The following is an 18,352-nucleotide window of genomic DNA, read 5'->3' as shown; positions in this document are numbered from 1 at the left end:
GTTCTTTCGGGCCCGCCCCTGGCTGGCACGGACACCGGGACCAACGACGCGGTGCCGCGCCGGTCACGCGCCGTACGGGTGAGAGCGATGCGTACGTCTGTCCCGGGAACAGGGACCCGGGCCCTGAGGCTCCGGGTCTCGAGGCTCCGGATCCCGAGGCTTCGATCTGTTCGCTTCTGATCGCGCGGCTTCAGATCTTGCCGCGGCACAGCTCCAGCAGGGTCATCGCGAGCGCGGTTCCCGGCTTGCCCAGCGCCTCCCTGTAGTGGCCGAGGACGTCCATCTCGCGGGAAAGGTTCACGCGCCGCCCGCCGGAGGCGATCCGCGCCTCCTGGATGACGGCGGAGACGGCCACCCGCTCCTGGATCAGGCCGATGATCCGGTCGTCGAGCGCGTCGATCCGCTCGCGTGCGCCGGTGATCACGTCGGCGGCCTCGGGGGTGCGGGCGCCGGTCACGTCGACGGCGGTCGTGTCGATGGCGGTCATGGGGGGCTCCTCGTCGTCGGGGCCGCCCCGGGGTGACACGGCCCGGACGACGACAGACGCCCCGGGCCTTGTCGGCCCGGGGCGCCTGGGAAGTCGCTCGTCAGTTGCTCAAGCAGCACGACCATGGCGTCCGGCGGGCCGGATGCCATAGGTAAAGACGAACGTCTGCTGCTGGAACATGGGGGCAAGTATGCACCCCGGCCCGGGGCCGTCCAAGCCGGTTCGCATCCTGAGACGGGGCGGTCGTCCGGCTCACGGCAGGAGCCCGGCGGCCCCCCGGTAGAATCGGGTGGCACAAGACCCCCGCCCCACCGCCGGAAGGCACCCCGTGTCATCAGCGACTCCCGCTGCCAACGCCGCCGACACCGTCCTGGTCGTCGACTTCGGCGCGCAGTACGCCCAGCTCATCGCCCGTCGCGTCCGCGAGGCGCGGGTCTACAGCGAGATCGTGCCGAGCACCATGCCGGTCCAGGAGATGCTCGCCAAGAACCCCGCGGCGATCATCCTCTCCGGCGGTCCCTCGTCGGTCTACGCGGAGGGCGCGCCCAGCCTGGACCGCGAGATCTTCGAGGCCGGCGTCCCCGTCTTCGGCATGTGCTACGGCTTCCAGCTGATGGCGAGCACCCTCGGCGGCACCGTCGACAACACCGGCGCCCGCGAGTACGGCCGCACCGACCTGCACGTCTCCAAGGTGTCCTCCACGCTCTTCGAGGGCACCCCCGCCGAGCAGCCCGTCTGGATGTCGCACGGCGACGCCTGCTCCGCCGCCCCCGAGGGCTTCTCCGTCACGGCCTCGACCGACGTCGTGCCGGTCGCTGCCTTCGAGAACGACGAGAAGAAGCTCTACGGCGTCCAGTACCACCCCGAGGTGATGCACTCCACGCACGGGCAGCAGGTGCTGGAGCACTTCCTCTACCGGGGCGCGGGGCTCACGCCGAACTGGACGACCGGCAACGTCATCGAGGAGCAGGTCGCCGCCATCCGCGAGCAGGTCGGTGACCGGCGCGCCATCTGCGGCCTGTCCGGCGGTGTGGACTCCGCGGTCGCCGCGGCCCTCGTGCAGAAGGCCATCGGCTCCCAGCTGACCTGCGTGTACGTCGACCACGGCCTCATGCGCAAGGGTGAGACCGAGCAGGTCGAGAAGGACTTCGTGGCCGCGACCGGCGTGCAGCTGAAGGTCGTGGACGCCGAGGAGCGGTTCCTCAAGGCACTCGCCGGGGTCTCCGACCCCGAGGAGAAGCGGAAGATCATCGGCCGCGAGTTCATCCGCGTCTTCGAGCAGGCCCAGGCCGAGATCATCGCCGACCAGGGCCCGGCCGTGGAATTCCTGGTCCAGGGCACGCTCTACCCGGACGTCGTCGAGTCCGGCGGCGGCACCGGCACCGCCAACATCAAGTCCCACCACAACGTGGGCGGGCTGCCCGAGGACCTCGAGTTCCAGCTGATCGAGCCGCTGCGCAAGCTGTTCAAGGACGAGGTCCGCATGGTCGGCCAGGAGCTCGGCCTGCCGGAGGAGATCGTCCAGCGCCAGCCGTTCCCCGGCCCCGGCCTCGGCATCCGCATCGTCGGCGAGGTCACCAAGGAGCGCCTGGACCTGCTGCGCGAGGCCGATGCCATCGCCCGCGAGGAGCTCACGGCGGCCGGCCTCGACCGCGACATCTGGCAGTGCCCGGTGGTCCTGCTCGCCGACGTGCGCAGCGTCGGCGTCCAGGGCGACGGCCGCACCTACGGCCACCCCATCGTGCTGCGCCCCGTCTCGTCCGAGGACGCCATGACGGCCGACTGGTCGCGCCTGCCGTACGACGTCCTCGCCCGGATCTCCACGCGCATCACCAACGAGGTCAAGGACGTCAACCGGGTGGTCCTCGACGTGACCTCGAAGCCGCCGGGCACCATCGAGTGGGAGTGACCCCCGGGCCTATGTGCGCTTGATCGTGCGCAGCGGAGCGCCGGGCGTCCAGACCTGGACGACGAGGTACGTGTCGTCCTCGACGTAGGTCCGTACGACCTCCGTCAGCTCGGTGCGGAAGAGGTGGAACGGCTCCGGCGGTTCCACCTCTTCGACGTATCCGGCCTTGGTCTCCAGGTCGTCGACCTCGATCGCCCGGCCACTGATCCGGACGTCGCCGCCGCCCATGCCCGTGCCCGCGCCGGGGTTCGCCTGGAGCGCGAAGCGCGGGTCGCGGCGCAGGTCGAGGGCCTTGAGCGAGTCGGGCATCATGCCGAGCCACAGTTCGCCGTTGAGGAACCGCACTTCCAGGCCGCTGGTGCGGGGCGAACCGTCCTTACGGAGGGTGGCGAGGATGTGGTGCGTGAAGGCACCGAAGCGCTTCTCCACGGTGCCGGCCAGATCCGGTTCGGCTGCGGCGAAAGCCGTCCAGTTCGCTGTCATGAGATGAGTGTCGCGCCGAATTACGACATCTTCTGTCGGCTGTTCGTGGGGCGCGGGAGCCAAGGGGCACTCGTATGGGCACAGGGTGCTCGCAGGGGCGCACGTGGCATCTTCACGAACCGCTCCTGTTCTTCCCGGCCTCACGGACGGTAACTTCCGCCCGTACGCAGAATCAGTGCTGGAGGACCTATGCACGGGCCCACGCCGCCCCTGCCGCTGCCCACCGACCGGCTGCGCTTCGCCATGCCGCCGATGCACGAGTCGGTCGAGGACGAGCGCCGGCACCGCAAGGAACGGCTCGCCGGCGCCCTGAGGATCTTCGGGCGGCTCGGTTACGAGGACGGCGTCTCCGGCCACATCACCGCCCGGGACCCGGAATTCACCGACTGCTTCTGGGTCAACCCGTTCGGGATGCCCTTCCGGCACGTCACCGTGAGCGACCTCGTGCTCGCCAACCAGGACGGCCAGGTCGTCGAGGGCGGCTACCACGTCAACCAGGCCGCCTTCACCGTGCACGCCCAGGTCCACGCCGCCCGGCCGGACGTGGTCGCCGTCGCCCACTGCCACTCGGTGCACGGCAGGGCGCTCGCGGCCCTCGGCGAACTGCTCGAGCCGATCACCCAGGAGAGCTGCGCCTTCTACGAGGACCACGCCCTCTACGACACGTACACCGGTGTCTCCGTCGACGCCGAGGAGGGGCGGCGCATCGCGGAGGTGCTGGGCTCCCGCAAGGCGCTCGTGCTGCGCAACCACGGGCTGCTGACCGTCGGCGACTCGGTGGACGCGGCGGCCTGGTGGTTCGTGTCGATGGAGCGCTCCTGCCAGGTGCAGCTGACCGCGCAGGCGGCGGGGCGGCCGGTCCGGATCGAGCACCGGATGGCGGTGGCGACCCGGGAGCAGCTGGGCGGCGACCTGGTCGCGTGGATCAACTACCAGCCGATGTGGGAGGACGTCAGCCGGAGCGAGCCGGGGCTGCTCGACTAGGCCGCCGGGCCGGGTAGTGGGGCCGGGGGCCGCGGGGTGGGATGCGTGTCGTCAGAAGCCCCGCAGGATCGCCGTCTTCGTCCTCGTGAACTCCTCGTCCGTGAGGACGCCCTCGCGGTGCAGGCGCCCCAGTTCGCGCAGCCGGCGCAGGAGCACGTCGTGGTGGTCGGAGGCGGGCGGCGGCACGCAGGGCGCCTCGATCCCGTCGCTCCCCGTCGCGGTGCGTGCCGACGGGTGCGGCAGCCGGGCGGTGACCGCCGCGGCGACCAGTGCGGTGAGCAGGTCCCGGCGGGCGTTGCCCCACAGGTCCAGCGCGTACGGGTCCTTCTCGGGCGGCAGTGCCGAGGACACGGTCTCGCGGGTCACGAAGCGCAGGGAACCGTCCACGCGGCCGGTGTTCGGCAGCCACTCGACCCGGACGAGGTCGCCGATGTCGATGATCCGCGGGCCGGTGGCGCGTTTGACCCGCTCTGAGGTTTCCGCCCAGTCGATGCGGATCCGGGTGCCGTCGAAGGAGACCGTCCCGTCCGAGGTGCGCACCGAGACCGGGACCGGCGGGCCGGGCAGCAGATAGGTCCGCGCCGGTTCCCGCGGGATCCGGTCGAGGAGCAGCGCACGGCGGATCTCCTCGATGACGTACTCGGCGACCCCCGTCCGGTCGGCGGCCACGGCCAGCCGGTAGGGATCGGCCGCGTCCGGCAGTCGCCCGCCCGTCGCCTGGAGCAGGGGATCGGCGCCCTGCCGCAGCCGCAACCTCAGCCGCCCGCGCCTGCGTTCGGACTCCAGGACGATCCCGGCCACCGCCGCGAGCGGCACGTCGATCTCTCCCCACGTCCGCCGGAACAGCGGCACGGAGCGGTTCAGGCCGGGCGTGATCCGGATCGTGTCGCCGTCGAAGGCCCAGGTCCCGTCCCGCTGGATGATCTCGGCCATAGGGGAATTCTCCCAGCCGGGTCAACAGGGCGCACTGGAGTTCACCCGTGTTGACCAGACCGGACGGACGCGGACGGGGTGATGTAAGGCACAATTCGCTGTCGTCGCACGGGAGTTGCACAGCGGTGTTTCCGGGGTCCGGAAGGCCGGTGGCGGTTGGGTCGCGGGAAGGCGGGCGTCGGGCGTGGCGGTGCGGGAGACGGGGCAGAGCGGCGCGGACCCGGGCGGGTACGCGGCCGCGCGTGCGGGTGTCCGTGCCGAGGGGTACGCGGGCGGCTACGCCGGTGTGCCCACCGGTGGACACGGCGGGTACGCCGGAGTGCACCCGGGCGGACCGGGGGGTGATCACGAGGGCGGGTGCGCCTGCGGGGACTGCCCGCACGGGGCGCGTGAGGGGCACCGGCGGGCCGTCGCCGCGTTCCTGCGCCGCCGGGACGAGTTCGCCGCCGGGCGCGGACTGCCGGCCGCGGTGGCCCACTCCGCCTCCGCCTCCCGCCAGTGGGTCTCCGAGGAACTGGCGCAGTCCGCCGAGCAGGTCGCCGAGCGAGGGCGGGCGGAGGGGCAGGCCTGGCTGACGGGTCTGTGGCGGCGCACCGCGGCCGTCGTCTGGGCGGCCGTGGTGCTGTTGCTGCTGGGTCAGGCCCTCACCGCGGTCGGCGCCGGGTGGACGGCGGCGCGTACGGCCGGACTGGCCGCGGCGCTGGTCACGGCCCTGGCGCTGACCGTCGCGTCCTGGTTCCACCGGGCGAGGGGCGGGGTGCTGGCACCCGTGATCGGTGAGGACAACCGGCTGTCCACGTCCCGTACGGTCGCCGCGGCCTGGGTGCTGTTCGTGGCGTACTCGGTGCTCGTCCTGGCGGGGCGACTGGCCGCCGCCTCCGGACACCGGGAGCGGGACGCGCTGATCTCCGGCCTGGACCTCGCCCGGGGCGCCGGCATCGTGACCGTGCTCGCCGCGCTGTGCGGGATCGCCGTGCTCGTGCGGCGGGTGGTCGGACTGCGGGTGCTGGGCCAGCGGCTGCAGAAGGTACGCGCCCACCGGCCACGGGCCGCCGACCTCCTGACCGATGACGCGGGGCGCGGCACCTTCGCCGACATCCAGTACGTCGTCGTCAGCGCTGTCGCCCTGGTCTTCGCGGCGGTACGGCTGGCCCGGCACCCGGAGCAGCTGCCGGATCTGCCCTGGGGACTGGCGGTGGTGGTGCTGGTGTCGGGCGCCACGTATCTGGCGGGCAAGTACGCCGAGGGCGGCCGGCCGGTCATCCTCTCCGTGGTGCGGGCCCGGGAGGCGGGCGACCTGGACGGGCCGATCCGCACCGGCGACGACATCGAGATCCGCGGTGCGGGCTTCGTGCCGCCGGGGGCGCAGGGCGCCGACCGGCTGGCCCGGATGGTCGTGCGCGTCGGCGCGGTGCACGTCCACGTGCCGCTGGTGCCGGTGCCCGGGGGGTTCCGCAACCCCACGGACACGCTGCTGACCGTGCCGGTACCGGCCGACGTGGAACCCGGCAGGGTGGAGGTGCAGGTCGTCACCGCCGCAGGGGCCGAGACGAATCGGTACGCGGTCGATGTGACGGAGTGAGGGCGGCGGCCCGGAAGCCACTGCGTGGACCACCCCGTGGGGCACCACGCCGCAGCACCCCGCACGGCCGCCCTGGAGACCATCCCCCGCGGTGACCACCCCGTTGGGCACCACACCGCGGCACCCCGCGTCGCCGGAAGGCCGGCCCGAGCCGTTCGCTCAGGATTGAGCGCGGTCCGGGCGGCGTACGTATCGTCTGTTGAGGGGGCTCGGCACCGGCGGGCGAGAGGCGGCTAGCAGCGATGACTCACGGTATGCGAACGGACACGCACACCCCCCACTTCGGCCAGGGGGGAGGCTGGCGCGACAACGCCACCCGCTACGCCCTGCTGCCGCTGCGCATCTTCCTCGGCGTCACCTTCATCTACGCCGGCCTGGACAAGCTCACCGACAGCGCCTTCATGAAGGACTCCGGTGCCGGGTCGATCGGCGACATGATGCGCGCCGTACGCGACTCCTCCGCCATTCCCGCCCTGGTCGACCTCTCCCTCAAGAGCCCCGTCGGGTTCGGCTACGCCATCGCCTTCGGCGAGCTCGCCGTCGGCATCGGCACCCTGCTCGGCCTGCTCGCCCGTCTTGCCGCACTCGGCGGCGCGCTGATCTCCCTCAGCCTGTGGCTGACCGTGAGCTGGGCCTCCGACCCGTACTACTACGGCAACGACCTCGCCTACCTCATGGCCTGGACCCCCCTGATCCTCGCCGGCGCGCCCCTGCTGTCCCTCGACGCCGCGCTGCGGTCGCGACGACGGCAGCGAAGCGGCGCGTACCGGTAGCGGAGGCCGTACCGGCGGCGGGCCGACGCAGGCCGCACCGGCCGGCCCACGTCAGCCCATGTCCGCGCCCGTACCGCCGTCCCGGCGGCGTCGGCGCACCACGCCCGTCAGGAGCGCCACCGCGCCCGCCAGGCACAGCCCGCCCGTGACGAGGGGGATCGCGACGAACCACGGGATGTCCCAGGCACCGCCCGCGTCACCCGCGTAGAGGACGCCCGCCACCACGAGGACGGTGCCGGCGACCAGCTTCCCGGGCTGGAGTTCATGACGCAGCACGGCTGACCTCCGCCTGTCCTACGCCGACCTGGAGGTCCAGGTCGATGGTTCCGGACTTCTCGACGCCCCCGGCGGGGGAGAGGGTGATCCGCTTGTGCCGTCCCGGCTGCACGTCCACGTCCTTCGGGTCGTCGCCCGGCAGCTGGAGATCGCCGACGCCGACCTCGACGTCCAGCCGCACGATCACGTCGTCGGGCACCAGCACCCTGACCTTGCCCATGCCGATCTCCGCCCGTGTCGTGACCGTCTGCTTCCCGGACACGTCCAGCCTGCTCAGGTCCAGGGTGCCGACGCCGGTGCCCAACTCGTACTGCTGCCGTACGTCCGCCACCGTGGCGGGCTGCCAGGTGGTGCGCGCCCAGTGCGTGTCGATCGCCCTCGGCAGGGCCGCCGCGCCGACCATCAGGCCCGCCGTGATGATCGCCAGGAAGATCGATCCCGCGCCGGTCCGGCCCAGGAGGGCGCTGACGGCTATGCCCAGGCCCAGCACGGCGAGCGCCCAGGACAGGCCCGTCTGCAGGCTGGTGCCGAGCGGGTGCCCGTCCCACGTGAGGCTCGTGCCCAGAGCGCCGGCGAGCAGCGCCAGCAGGAAGACCCAGCCGCCGATCCAGCGGGGGCCGCGCGGCCGGGGCGGCCGGGGGTGACGGGCGGGTATGTCCTCGCCGGTGCCGGGGCGGGTGCCGAGGCCGATGTTGACGGCCGCGGCGACGTCCAGGTCGCGGGTGTCGCGCGGGCCCCACAGATAGCCCGTGCCGCCGATGTGGGTGCCGTCCTTGACGATCGGGTCGCGCCACCAGGACGGGGAGGTGAGGAACACCGGCGGCGCCTGGGGCTCCGGCGGCGCGTCGGCGGCGGCCTGGGCGGCCAGCGGGTCGGGGCTGGGGGCGCCGCGCTGGCGTGACCAGTAACCGGCGCCCGCGAGGACCAGGGAGAGGACGACGGCGAAGGTCAGCACCCCGCCGTTGTGCAACATCGTCAGGAACACCCCGCAGCCGACCAGCGCGAACAGCACGGCCACCAGGGCCTGGCCGTCGACGCGGCCGGTGAGCAGCTTGCGGACCTCGTTCTCCTCCTCGTCGTCGTAGGGGACGAAGAGCCAGGCGAAGCCGTAGAAGAGGAGGCCGATGCCGCCGGTGGCGGAGAGCACGGCGAGGGTGATGCGGAAGATCACCGGATCCATGTCGCACTGCCGCCCGAGCCCGGCGCAGACGCCGGCCAGCGTCTTGTGGCGGCGGTCGCGGCGGAACGCGTGCGGCGGCCCGGGCGGGACGGCCTCCTCGCCGGGGGCGGCCGTACCGGGTGCTCCTCCCTGTTCTCCCGCGCCCGCGCGCCCGGGCGCGGGACCCGCGGCGGGCGCGGCATCCTCCGGCCCGGCACCCTCGGGGCGCGGGCCGGAGCCGGGTCCCGGACCCGTCGCGGCGTGCTCGTGATCGGTCATGGGTCCATGGTGACGGGCGCGGCGCCGCGGCGGGAGTCGGAACGACCCTGGCCGGACCCTGATATCGGCCCTGAGAAGCGGCTCGGGAAGCGTTCGAGGGGGGGGCCGACGGAGATCAGGGGAGCCTCAGGGGCCGACCCTGATGCTCCGGACTCCCGCACGTGTGACCATCAATGGCATGTCGGAAGCCGCAGCAGCGCCACTCGCCGAACCGCGGCCGCCGCGCAAGCTCTACCGCAGCAGTGACGGACGCTGGCTCGGGGGTGTGGCGCGGGGCCTCGCCGGGCATCTCGGGCTGCCCGTGATCTGGGTACGGCTCGTCTTCGTCGGCCTGTTCATGGCCGACGGCCTCGGTGCGCTGCTGTACGCCGCGTTCTGGTTCTTCGTCCCACTCGGCGTCGGGGGTGTCGAGGCCCAGCGACCGCCGTCGCCGATGACCGAGGAGACATCGCCCGACGGCCGCCGCAGACGCGTCGCGCGCAGACCGGACCGGGGCCAGATCGTCGCCCTGCTCCTCATGGTCGTGGTGGCCATGGTCTTCGTGGGAAATGTGAACCTCAGCGGGGGCGCCCGGGCCTACCTCTGGCCCGCCGTCCTCGTCGGCGCGGGCGTCGCCCTGGTCTGGCGGCAGGCGGACAACGCCCGGCGGGCCCGCTGGGCCGAGGTCGGCCGCCGCCGGCGCACGGTCACGCTGATGCGCTCGGTGGGCGGCGTGCTGCTGGTGACGGCCGGCGTCTCCGGCATCTTCGTCCTCCAGGGCTCCGCGGCACACCTCGGTTCCGTCCTCCAAGCGGCCCTCGCCGTCCTCGTCGGCATCACGCTGCTCGCCGGGCCGTACCTGGTGCGCATGACGCAGGACCTCTCCGAGGAGCGCCTGATGCGCATCCGCGCCCAGGAGCGCGCGGAGGTCGCCGCCCATGTGCACGACTCGGTGCTGCACACCCTCACCCTGATACAGCGCAACGCGGACAACGCCAACGAGGTCCGCCGCCTGGCCCGCGCCCAGGAACGCGACCTGCGCACCTGGCTCTACAAGCCCGAGGGCACCGGCAAGGACGAGGCCGACGAACCCACCACCCTCGCCGACGCCGTCCGGCGCAACGCCGCCGAGGTGGAGGACAAGCACGGTGTGCCCATCGAGGTCGTCGTCGTGGGCGACTGCCCCCTGGACGACGGGATCGCCGCACAGATGCAGGCCGCGCGGGAAGCAATGGTGAACGCTGCCAAGTACGGTGGCGAGGGCGGCGCCGTGCAGGTCTTCGCCGAGGTCGAGGGGAAGACGGTCTTCGTGTCCGTCCGGGACCGCGGCCCCGGCTTCGACCTCGATGCGATACCCGCCGACCGGATGGGTGTCAGAGAATCGATCATCGGCCGTATGGAGCGCAACGGCGGCACGGCGCGGCTGCGCGCGGTGCCGGGCGGCGGCACGGAGGTCGAGCTGGAGATGGAGAGGGCGGAGAAGACGTCATGAGCGACCCGACCGAGGCGAACGGTACGGCGGGATCGGCGGAGACGGCGGGGCCCGCGGAGCAGAGCGGCGGCCCGGGGCGTCATGTCCGCGTGGTCCTCGTGGACGACCACCGCATGTTCCGTACGGGGGTCCAGGCCGAGATCGGGCAGACCGTGCAGACCGGCGTCGAGGTCGTCGGCGAGGCCGCCGACGTCGACCAGGCCGTCACGGTCATCACCGCGACCCGTCCCGAGGTGGTCCTCCTCGACGTCCACCTGCCGGGCGGGGGCGGCGTCGAAGTGCTGCGCCGCTGCGCCCCGTTGATGGCGGACACCGAGCAGCCGGTGCGCTTCCTCGCACTGTCCGTGTCGGACGCCGCGGAGGACGTGATCGGCGTGATCCGCGGCGGTGCCCGTGGCTACGTCACCAAGACGATCACCGGCACGGACCTCGTGGACTCCATCTTCCGCGTCCAGGAGGGCGACGCGGTCTTCTCCCCCCGGCTGGCCGGGTTCGTCCTGGACGCCTTCGCCTCCACGGACGCGCCGCCGGTCGACGAGGACCTGGACCGCCTGACCCAGCGCGAGCGCGAGGTGCTGCGGCTCATCGCGCGGGGTTACGCCTACAAGGAGATCGCCAAGCAGCTGTACATCTCCGTCAAGACGGTCGAGTCGCATGTCTCGGCGGTGCTGCGCAAGCTCCAGCTCTCCAACCGTCACGAGCTGACCCGCTGGGCGACGGCGCGGCGCCTGGTGTGACCCGGGGCGGGACCCGGCGCCCGGCCGGACCGCCCGTCCCACCCGCGTCACCGCTCACACCACCCGCGTCGCTCCCGCGAACGGCATCTCGTCCAGCGGCGCGACGCGCACCGGTGCCGACGGGTTAGGGGCGTGGATCATCCGGCCGTTGCCCACGTAGATGCCGACGTGGCTGATGCCGGCGTAGAAGAAGACCAGGTCGCCGGGGAGGAGTTCGGAGCGGTCGACGCGGCGGCCGGCGGCGATCTGGGAGTACGTCGTGCGGGGGAGGGAGACGCCCGCCGCGCGGTACGCGGCCTGGACGAGCCCTGAGCAGTCGAAGGCGTTCGGGCCGGTGGCGCCCCAGACGTAGGGGCTGCCGAGCTTCTGGTGCGCGTAGGAGACGGCCGCCGCCGCGCGGGGGTTGGGCGCCTGCGAGGAGGCGAAGCCGGGGGCCGCGAGGGTGTCCCTGCCACCCGCCGACCGCGAGGCCCGGTCCTGGGAGACGCCCGGCCGGGAACGTTCCTGCGGGTCGAGGCGGGACAGCAGCCGCCGTGCCGAGCCCAGCTTGCCGGTGATCGTCTTCTGGTGCCGCTTCAGCTCACCCTGCCGCGACTTCAGGGACGTCAGCTCGATGTGGGCGGCCCCGCGCAGCTGCTCGATCTCCCGGAGCTGCCGGCGCACCCGCGCCACGGCGGTGTTCTGCCGGGTGCCGGCCCGCTCGACAAACTCGGCGTTCTCGAGGTACCGGTCGGGATCGTCGGAGAGGGCGAGCTGCACCGCGGGGTCGAGACCGCCGGCGCGGTACTGCGCTGCTGCGACCGAACCCAGGGCGTCCCGGGCGGAGTTGAGCCGCTCCGCCTTGCGCGCCGCCCGGTCCTGGAGGTCCTTCAGCCGCTGCCCGGCCGCCGTGGCCTTCTCCTTCGCGCCGTTGTACTTCTCGGTGGCGACCTCCGCCTCCTGGTACAGCCGGTCCACCTCGGCCTTGACCTGGCCGGGGGTGAGCTGCGGCTCGGCGTGTCCGGTCCCGTCGAAGCCCGTCGCCGTCGCCGCGCCCGCGAGGGCGATCGTGGCGGCCGTACGGGCCTTGCCGCCACCCAATGCGCGCTGTCGGGGCTTGCGGTGCGCTGCCAACTGGAGGCCACGTCCTTTCCTCGACCGCCGGCGGGTGCGGCCGCCGGCGGGGAGCGGACGGGCGGCCTGCGCGTCCGGCGACGACCCGCACAGGGGGGAGCGGACCGCCGCCGGACCATTTCGGCGGTGGTGTCCGACTGCCGCCCCTGGCCCGGGCGGCGGTGGGGAGCCGGGCACCTGGTGGGGACGCTAAGCGTCACCGTGGCGGCGTGGTGGCGGGTGTGCGGAAGTGTCCCGAGAGGACCGACGGTGACCATATGCGACCGTGGGCCGGCTCGCGCGCCGTCTACTTCACTCAGCGTGATGACCGATGCGTCGATTCGTCGGCGAGTGACCGTGATCGACTGCTATGGGGTGCATTTATGCACCCATGGGCCGGTGTCGGGCGGCCCCGGAGCCCCTGATTAGGCTCCGGCCTCATGGACGTACTCATCCACCTCTTCGTCGGCCTCCACATCATCGGCATCGCCTCGCTCCTGGGCGGCTTCCTCACTCAGATGAAGGCGATGGGCGAGGGTACCGCCCGCTTCACCCCCGCGATGCTGCACGGCGCGTTCACGATGCTGGTCACCGGTGTGATCCTGGTCGGCCTCAACCAGGCCGACGACCAGACGGTGAACAACATAAAGATCGGCGTGAAGCTGGCCCTGCTGATCGTGATTCTCGGCCTGGTCTACGTGAAGCGGGACGACGAGAAGGTCGACAAGGGCCTCTTCGGCCTGGTGGGTCTGCTGACCACGGCGAACATCTTCATCGCCGTGCTCTGGACCTGATCAGGGAGCGCCGGGCGGAGTCGAGGGCCCAGGCGGTGCACCCGAGCCAGGCGGACACCGCGACCCACAGCAGCACCTCCCCGGCGGCGTCGAGCCAGGGGACGTCGAGGGCGGCGGCGACCGCGAGGGTGGCCGCGGCCGTCACGACCGCGGCGAACACGGTCGCCCAGCGCCGTACGTCGTAGAGGTGCCGGGGCCAGAAGAGCTCGGCGAGCAGCAGGGCGACGCAGGCGATCAGCGCGAGCACGAGCAGCGTGACCGTCGTCGTGCGCAGGACGTCGGCGTTCTCCTCGTTCCACAGGTACAGGCGCGGGCTGTCGGCGGCGACGAGCCGCGCCCCGGCCAGTGCCGACATGGCGAGGGCACCGGCCGCCAGCCAGTGGTCCCCGCGCCCCTCCTCCACCTGCCGGGGCTGGAAGCGGAACAGGGCGAGGCCGTAGAGGGCGAGCCCCAGCCAGAACAGCACGAGGGCCGCGTGGGCGAGCCAGGCCGCCGCGTCGGCCGCTGCGAGTGTCGCGCCGAGCACGGCGAGCCCCTCGGTGGCCACGCAGCGCAGGAACACCGTTCCGCGGCGTCCCTGGGCCTCCACGCTGAGCAGTACCGCCCAGAGCATCATGGCGAGCGCCAGTAGCGCCGCCGCCAGGGTCTGCTGTCCGGCCGCGGAGAAGCCGGTGCCCAGGACGGCGGTCGCCGCCACCATGGTGAGCGCGGCCGGGGTCTCCGTCCGCCACTCGCCGCGCGCCCGCTGGGCCAGGGCCGCGGCCGCGGCCAGCCAGGCCGCGCAGGCCAGGGCGAGGGTGACGCGGGCGGGGACGGCGTACCCCGCCGAGTCCAGGCCGACCGACACGGTGCCGGTCGCCAGCGCATATGTCGACCACCAGGTGGCGAACGGGGAGGGACCGGACATAGCGCTGATGCTAGAGAGCGGCGCGCGCGTTACGGGAGGGGCACGCGCGCGCCCCTCGAAATGCGAGGAAACCGTCCGGTCGAGTTCTCAGAGTTCTCATGGGCCGGGTATTCGTCACCGCTTCTGATGGAAGCGGCGAGGTCATTGTCGACGCTGGGCACTACCGGAACCGAGGTGGCCGGAAGGGAGCCCTGTGTTCACGCCGGTCACTCCGCGGAGCGATGCCCGGCTGTCCGTCGCGGACGACAAGCTGACGACAGGCAGCCGGGAATCCGACAGATCCGAAGAGGCCCTCAGGAGACCACTCAGGCCGGGCGGACCACACTGTGGATCGCCGACTCGCCGTCGTAGTAGATCGACTCCTCGCGCACGTACGTGCCGGGCTTCGGCGCGTGGATCATCATGCCGTTCCCGATGTAGATCCCGACGTGGGTGACGTCGTCGTAGAAGAAGACCAGGTCACCCGGCTGGGCCTGGGAGAGCGGAACCGTGGTTCCGGCGTTCACCTGGTCGTAGGTCGTGCGCGGCAGGGTGACGCCCGCGGCCTTCCAGGCGGCCTGGGTCAGGCCCGAGCAGTCGTAGGAGCCGGGCCCGACGGCGCCCCACACGTACGGCTTGCCGATCTGGGCGCGGGCGAAGGCCAGCGCCTTGTCGGCCTTGGTGGCGTACGAGGAGTCGGCCGGGGCCGTCGAGGAGGACGAGCCGGAGCCCGTCGATCCCGTGGAGCCCGACGAGGCCGTCCCGCTGTCCTGCTGCCGGGCGGCCTCCTCCTGCGCCTGCTGACGCGCGGCCTGCTGCCGAGCCAGCTCGTCGGCCTTGCGGGCGGCCTCCTCCCGCTTCTCCTTCTCGATCGCCGCGAGCCGGGCCTTCTCCTCGGCGGTCAGCTTCGACATCAGCTCGCGCGCGTCGGCGAGCTTGCGCTGGACGGTGGCCTTGGCGGTCTTCAGGTCGCCCTGCGACTCGGTGAGCGTCTCGAGGCTCTCGGTGGCCTCCTGGCGCTTCTTCATCGTCTCGGACTGCTGGGTGACGTAGTCGTCGACCGCGACCTTCTGGCGGCCCGTCATCCGGTCCATCAGCTGGGTCTGGTCGAAGTAGTCCTGCGGGGTGTCCGCCAGCAGGAACGTCGCCGTGTCCGGGGCGGCGGCGCCGGTGCGGTACTGGGCGGAGGCGAAGGAGCCGAGCTCCTCGCGCGCCTCGTTGAGCTTCTGGGTGCGCTGGGCGACGTCGTCGAGGAGGGTGTCGACGCGCTTGCGCTGCTTCGCGGTCTTCTCCTTGGCCGCGTTGTACTTGTCGGTCGCCGACTCGGCCTGGCGGTACAGGTCGTCGACCTTCTTCTCGACTTCCTCCAGGCTGGGCTTGTCGTCGGCCGCGGGGGCGGCGTTGGCCGACTGGGAGAGCAGGGCCACGGAGGTGAGGGCCGCCGTTGCGAGGGCGGGGGTCCGTATGCCTGCCACGCGCGTACCCGTAGGACGCGACTTGCGGTGCGACGCCAAGGGAGGCGACTCCTTCCACGTTCCGCCTACCGGGTTAGCTGTCGGGTTCGGGCGGGTGGTTCGGAAGGTTTGCCCTACGGCCTCTCCGCTCAGGGAGTCGGGCCGATTCACCCCAGGTTCACGGTTGGGTCCCCGGCTCCGGCTGCCACTGCGGCACACCGGACTCGGCGGAGGCCGCGCGGCCCGGCGACGTTCGCCGGTGGGGGTCGTGCGGCCTGGTCGCACGGTAGCCAACTGGTGTGGCCCCTGTGAAGGTTGATGGGTGATATGCCCGATACATTTTCGTGACCTTATCCCCGGGCGTTGCCGAGAGTGAGCGATCAAGGGGGATTCGTGGTCAAAGATCCGCGTATGTAGTGGCAATAGCAGGGCGTGATCATGCCGTCATGGAGGGCGACAACGCGCCTCCGTGCGGTCGGCGGGACACCGGGTGCGCGGCGATGTTCTCAGGGCGGCGGCGGGCTGTCAGTGGGGCGCCCTAGACTCGGAGAGCGATGAGCAGCCTCTTTGACGACCACTTCCTGGCGAACCTCCAGGCCCAGCGGGGCCCGGCCGACGAACCCCCGCCGCCGCCCGAGGACGATCACGTTCCGGAGCCGATCCCGGACGATCTGTTCGGCGGGAAGTTCGACGCGCCCCCGGACCGGGACGCCTACTACCGGGACGGAGCCCCCCGCCCCGTGGTGGACGCCGCCGCCCTCCTGGAGGGGCTGAACGACAACCAGCGCGCCGCCGTCGTCCACTCCGGCTCCCCGCTGCTCATCGTGGCCGGCGCCGGCTCCGGCAAGACCCGTGTGCTCACGCACCGCATCGCCCACCTGCTCGCCGAGCGGGACGTGCACCCGGGCCAGATCCTCGCGATCACCTTCACCAACAAGGCCGCCGGTGAGATGAAGGAGCGTGTCGAGCAGCTCGTCGGCCCGCGCGCCAACGCCATGTGGGTCATGACCTTCCACAGCGCGTGCGTGCGCATCCTGCGCCGGGAGAGCAAGAAGCTCGGCTTCACCTCCTCCTTCTCGATCTACGACGCCGCCGACTCCAAGCGTCTGATGGCCCTGGTCTGCCGCGACCTGGACCTCGACCCCAAGCGCTTCCCGCCGAAGTCCTTCAGCGCCAAGATCAGCAACCTGAAGAACGAGCTGATCGACGAGGAGGACTTCGCCGCCCAGGCCACCGACGGCTTCGAGAAGACCCTCGCCCAGGCCTACGCCATGTACCAGTCGCGGCTGCGCGAGGCGAACGCCCTCGACTTCGACGACCTGATCATGACGACGGTCAACCTGCTGCGCGCCTTCCCGGACGTCGCCGAGCACTACCGCCGCCGCTTCCGGCACGTCCTGGTCGACGAGTACCAGGACACCAACCACGCGCAGTACGCCCTGGTCCGCGAGCTGGTCGGCACCTCCGAGCACCCGGTCGACGTGCCGCCCGAGGCCGAGATCCCGCCCGCCGAGCTGTGCGTGGTGGGCGACGCCGACCAGTCGATCTACGCCTTCCGCGGCGCGACGATCCGCAACATCCTCCAGTTCGAGGAGGACTACCCGGACGCGACGACCATCCTGCTGGAGCAGAACTACCGCTCCACGCAGACCATCCTCAGCGCCGCCAACGCCGTCATCGAGCGCAACGAGTCCCGCCGCCCCAAGAACCTGTGGACCAACGCGGGCAGCGGCGCCCGGATCACCGGCTACGTCGCCGACACCGAGCACGACGAGGCGCAGTTCGTCGCCGACGAGATAGACCGCCTCACGGACGCCGGCGAGGCCAAGGCCGGCGACGTCGCCGTCTTCTACCGCACCAACGCCCAGTCCCGTGTCTTCGAAGAGGTCTTCATCCGCGTCGGCCTGCCCTACAAGGTCGTCGGCGGCGTCCGCTTCTACGAGCGCAAGGAGGTCCGGGACGTCCTGGCCTACCTGCGCGTGCTGTCCAACCCCGAGGACTCGGTGCCGCTGCGCCGGATCCTCAACGTCCCCAAGCGGGGCATCGGCGACCGCGCCGAGGCGATGATCGACGCCCTGTCCCAGCGGGAGAAGATCAGCTTCCCGCAGGCGCTCAAGCGCGTCGACGAGGCCTACGGCATGGCCGCGCGCTCCACCAACGCCGTCAAGCGGTTCAACACGCTGATGGAGGACCTGCGCACCGTCGTCGAGTCCGGCGCCGGGCCGGCCACGGTGCTGGAGGCCGTCCTGGAACGCACCGGCTACCTCGCCGAGCTCCAGGCCTCCACCGACCCGCAGGACGAGACCCGGATCGAGAACCTCCAGGAACTCGCCGCCGTCGCCATGGAGTTCGAACAGGAGCGCGGCGAGGACGAGCAGGCCTCCCTGTCCGACTTCCTCGAACAGGTCGCGCTGGTCGCCGACTCCGACCAGATTCCCGACGAGGAGGACGGCGACGGCGTCATCACCCTGATGACCCTGCACACCGCCAAGGGCCTGGAGTTCCCGGTCGTCTTCCTGACCGGCATGGAGGACGGCGTCTTCCCGCACATGCGCGCCCTCGGCCAGACCAAGGAGCTGGAGGAGGAGCGGCGCCTGGCCTACGTCGGCATCACGCGCGCGCGGGAGCGGCTGTATCTGACGCGGTCCACCCTGCGCAGCGCGTGGGGCCAGCCCTCGTACAACCCGCCCTCGCGGTTCCTGGAGGAGATCCCCCCGGCCCACGTGGAGTGGAAGCGGACGGGAGCGACCGCGCCCGCGTCCTCCGGGCCGGTCTCGGCGGTGGCGGCCTCGCTGTCGTCGTCCCGCTCGCGCTCGTCGGCTTCGGGCGCCTCCGGTTTCGCCACGCGCCGCACCTCCGAGAAGCCGGTGGTGTCACTGGCGGTCGGGGACCGGGTCACCCACGACCAGTTCGGACTCGGGACCGTCGTCGCGGTCAAGGGCACGGGCGGCAACGCCGAGGCGACGATCGACTTCGGCGACACCAAACCGAAGCGCCTGCTGCTGCGGTACGCGCCGGTGGAGAAGCTGTAGCGCCGTGAGGTGAACCGCTGG

The 18,352-nt window shown here is 72.1% G+C and carries 16 protein-coding genes and 1 riboswitch; of the genes, 8 read left to right on the top strand and 8 right to left on the bottom strand.

Annotated elements, in window-relative coordinates:
• Window positions 1–190 precede the first annotated feature (190 nt).
• Window positions 191–487, bottom strand: a complete 297-nt coding sequence (locus ACFZDI_RS04420) for a chorismate mutase (RefSeq protein WP_234850597.1) — start codon at window positions 485–487, stop codon at window positions 191–193.
• A gap of 328 nt (window positions 488–815) precedes the next feature.
• Between ACFZDI_RS04420 and guaA the strand changes: the two genes are divergently transcribed.
• Entirely contained in the window at window positions 816–2,396 is a 1,581-nt protein-coding gene (guaA, locus tag ACFZDI_RS04415) for a glutamine-hydrolyzing GMP synthase (RefSeq protein WP_234850598.1), read from the top strand.
• 9 nt (window positions 2,397–2,405) lie between these two features.
• On the opposite strand, the gene ACFZDI_RS04410 is transcribed toward guaA, so the two are convergent.
• On the bottom strand, window positions 2,406–2,879 hold the full coding sequence (locus ACFZDI_RS04410) for a pyridoxamine 5'-phosphate oxidase family protein (RefSeq protein WP_234850599.1): 474 nt from the start codon (window positions 2,877–2,879) through the stop codon (window positions 2,406–2,408).
• Between the two features lie 189 nt (window positions 2,880–3,068).
• Here ACFZDI_RS04410 and ACFZDI_RS04405 point away from each other — a divergent pair, with 189 nt between their 5' ends.
• Complete coding sequence (locus ACFZDI_RS04405; protein ID WP_234850600.1) at window positions 3,069–3,863, top strand: class II aldolase/adducin family protein; 795 nt, start codon at window positions 3,069–3,071, stop codon at window positions 3,861–3,863.
• Between the two features lie 51 nt (window positions 3,864–3,914).
• Here ACFZDI_RS04405 and ACFZDI_RS04400 read toward each other — a convergent pair whose 3' ends face one another.
• On the bottom strand, window positions 3,915–4,796 hold the full coding sequence (locus tag ACFZDI_RS04400) for a DUF4429 domain-containing protein (protein WP_234848764.1): 882 nt from the start codon (window positions 4,794–4,796) through the stop codon (window positions 3,915–3,917).
• A 286-nt stretch (window positions 4,797–5,082) separates the two neighbouring features.
• Here ACFZDI_RS04400 and ACFZDI_RS04395 point away from each other — a divergent pair, with 286 nt between their 5' ends.
• Window positions 5,083–6,378, top strand: coding sequence for a hypothetical protein (locus tag ACFZDI_RS04395; RefSeq protein ID WP_391248038.1), 1,296 nt, complete (start codon window positions 5,083–5,085; stop codon window positions 6,376–6,378).
• Window positions 6,379–6,620: 242 nt separating this feature from the next.
• A complete protein-coding gene (locus ACFZDI_RS04390; RefSeq protein ID WP_391247653.1) occupies window positions 6,621–7,151 on the top strand; it encodes a DoxX family membrane protein in 531 nt (176 codons plus the stop codon).
• Between the two features lie 51 nt (window positions 7,152–7,202).
• Here the strand turns inward: ACFZDI_RS04390 and ACFZDI_RS04385 are convergent, their stop codons facing one another.
• Both ACFZDI_RS04385 and ACFZDI_RS04380 read right to left on the bottom strand, forming a co-directional pair.
• Window positions 7,203–7,427 carry a hypothetical protein gene (locus ACFZDI_RS04385; RefSeq protein ID WP_234848761.1) on the bottom strand — a complete coding sequence of 75 codons (225 nt, stop codon included), beginning with the start codon at window positions 7,425–7,427 and terminating at the stop codon, window positions 7,203–7,205.
• The gene (locus ACFZDI_RS04380; protein ID WP_391247650.1) at window positions 7,414–8,865 is read right to left on the bottom strand and encodes a PspC domain-containing protein; all 1,452 of its coding nucleotides are present in this window, start codon (window positions 8,863–8,865) and stop codon (window positions 7,414–7,416) included. Before ACFZDI_RS04380 ends, ACFZDI_RS04385 begins: the two co-directional genes overlap by 14 nt.
• Window positions 8,866–9,043: 178 nt before the next feature.
• On the opposite strand from ACFZDI_RS04380, the gene ACFZDI_RS04375 reads away from it, so the two are divergent.
• A complete protein-coding gene (locus ACFZDI_RS04375) occupies window positions 9,044–10,336 on the top strand; it encodes an ATP-binding protein (RefSeq protein WP_234848759.1) in 1,293 nt (430 codons plus the stop codon).
• A complete protein-coding gene (locus tag ACFZDI_RS04370) occupies window positions 10,333–11,073 on the top strand; it encodes a response regulator transcription factor (protein ID WP_234848758.1) in 741 nt (246 codons plus the stop codon). Before ACFZDI_RS04375 ends, ACFZDI_RS04370 begins: the two co-directional genes overlap by 4 nt.
• A 54-nt stretch (window positions 11,074–11,127) precedes the next feature.
• Here ACFZDI_RS04370 and ACFZDI_RS04365 read toward each other — a convergent pair whose 3' ends face one another.
• A complete protein-coding gene (locus tag ACFZDI_RS04365; protein WP_391247647.1) occupies window positions 11,128–12,186 on the bottom strand; it encodes an NlpC/P60 family protein in 1,059 nt (352 codons plus the stop codon).
• 419 nt (window positions 12,187–12,605) lie between these two features.
• On the opposite strand from ACFZDI_RS04365, the gene ACFZDI_RS04360 reads away from it, so the two are divergent.
• Window positions 12,606–12,959, top strand: coding sequence for a hypothetical protein (locus ACFZDI_RS04360; protein WP_234848756.1), 354 nt, complete (start codon window positions 12,606–12,608; stop codon window positions 12,957–12,959).
• Here ACFZDI_RS04360 and ACFZDI_RS04355 read toward each other — a convergent pair.
• Window positions 12,937–13,866 (bottom strand): hypothetical protein, encoded by a 930-nt coding sequence (locus tag ACFZDI_RS04355; RefSeq protein ID WP_391247645.1) that lies wholly within the window; start codon window positions 13,864–13,866, stop codon window positions 12,937–12,939. The genes ACFZDI_RS04360 and ACFZDI_RS04355 overlap by 23 nt on opposite strands.
• Before the next feature lie 305 nt (window positions 13,867–14,171).
• Window positions 14,172–15,359 (bottom strand): NlpC/P60 family protein, encoded by a 1,188-nt coding sequence (locus tag ACFZDI_RS04350; RefSeq protein WP_391247643.1) that lies wholly within the window; start codon window positions 15,357–15,359, stop codon window positions 14,172–14,174.
• A 7-nt stretch (window positions 15,360–15,366) separates the two neighbouring features.
• Window positions 15,367–15,539, bottom strand: a riboswitch (cyclic di-AMP (ydaO/yuaA leader).
• 314 nt (window positions 15,540–15,853) lie between these two features.
• Here ACFZDI_RS04350 and pcrA point away from each other — a divergent pair.
• On the top strand, window positions 15,854–18,331 hold the full coding sequence (gene pcrA, locus ACFZDI_RS04345; RefSeq protein WP_234848753.1) for a DNA helicase PcrA: 2,478 nt from the start codon (window positions 15,854–15,856) through the stop codon (window positions 18,329–18,331).
• Window positions 18,332–18,352 lie beyond the last annotated feature (21 nt).

The sequence above is a fragment of the Streptomyces sp. NPDC007907 genome, from assembly GCF_042959365.1.
Taxonomy (GTDB): Bacteria; Actinomycetota; Actinomycetes; order Streptomycetales; family Streptomycetaceae; genus Streptomyces; species Streptomyces indiaensis.
This window is presented reverse-complemented; position numbering and strand designations above follow the sequence as displayed.